Source organism: Mesorhizobium tamadayense (assembly GCF_003863365.1).
Lineage (GTDB): Bacteria > Pseudomonadota > Alphaproteobacteria > Rhizobiales > Rhizobiaceae > Mesorhizobium > Mesorhizobium tamadayense.
Genome location: NZ_RQXT01000196.1, coordinates 1 through 716, shown reverse-complemented (window position 1 = coordinate 716; position 716 = coordinate 1). Strand labels below are relative to the sequence as shown.

Below are 716 nucleotides of genomic sequence, written 5' to 3'. Positions count from 1 at the left end.
GCGAATGAGCGACTGTTACGGTGCAATTCTCAGCCAGCAACAGCTGGGCCATTGGTTTGCCGACGATATTGCTTCGTCCAACTATGATCGCGTGGAGACCAGCTAAATCGCCGAGACGCTGCTTCAGGAGCAATAGGGAGCCGCGAGGAGTGCACGGAACGAACCCTTCTTGGCCGGTCGCCAGCCTGCCGGCATTCTGGATATGAAACCCGTCGACGTCTTTGGTCGGATCAATCGCGTTGAGAACCATGTTCGGATCGATCTGAGACGGCAATGGTAGCTGTACCAAAATGCCATGCACAGAAGGGTCCTGATTCAATTCATTAACGATTGACAACAGGTCGTCCTGATTGGTGTCGGCTGGAAGTTTGCGTTCAAAGGACGCCATACCAACCGCAAGCGTCTGACGGTGTTTGGATGCGACATAGACAGCACTCGCTGGGTCTTCTCCCACCAAGATCACTGCCAAGCCCGGCACTTTCCCGGTTGCCGATCTCAGCGCAGCTACATCGGCGGCAATTTCCGTGGTAAGGGTGTTTGCGGCTGCTTTTCCGTCGATGAGCTTGCTGGGTTGAATGCCAACGGTCATGATTTTGCCTTTCGGTCGTCGCGGGCGTCGAAGAATGCTGGACGCCGTGCGGGTACACCCCAGCGCGGCTGCGATGGAAATCCCTGCGGACCGAGGGACAATTAGTCTATCTCAACCGAGAATAGAT

At 55.4% G+C, this 716-nt stretch carries 1 protein-coding gene; it reads right to left on the bottom strand.

Going from position 1 to position 716, the window contains the following annotated elements; all coding sequences use genetic code 11:
• The coding region (locus EH240_RS37210) for a bifunctional 5,10-methylenetetrahydrofolate dehydrogenase/5,10-methenyltetrahydrofolate cyclohydrolase (RefSeq protein WP_281035205.1) at positions 1 to 589 on the bottom strand (589 nt) is incomplete at its 3' end.
• Positions 590 to 716 lie beyond the last annotated feature (127 nt).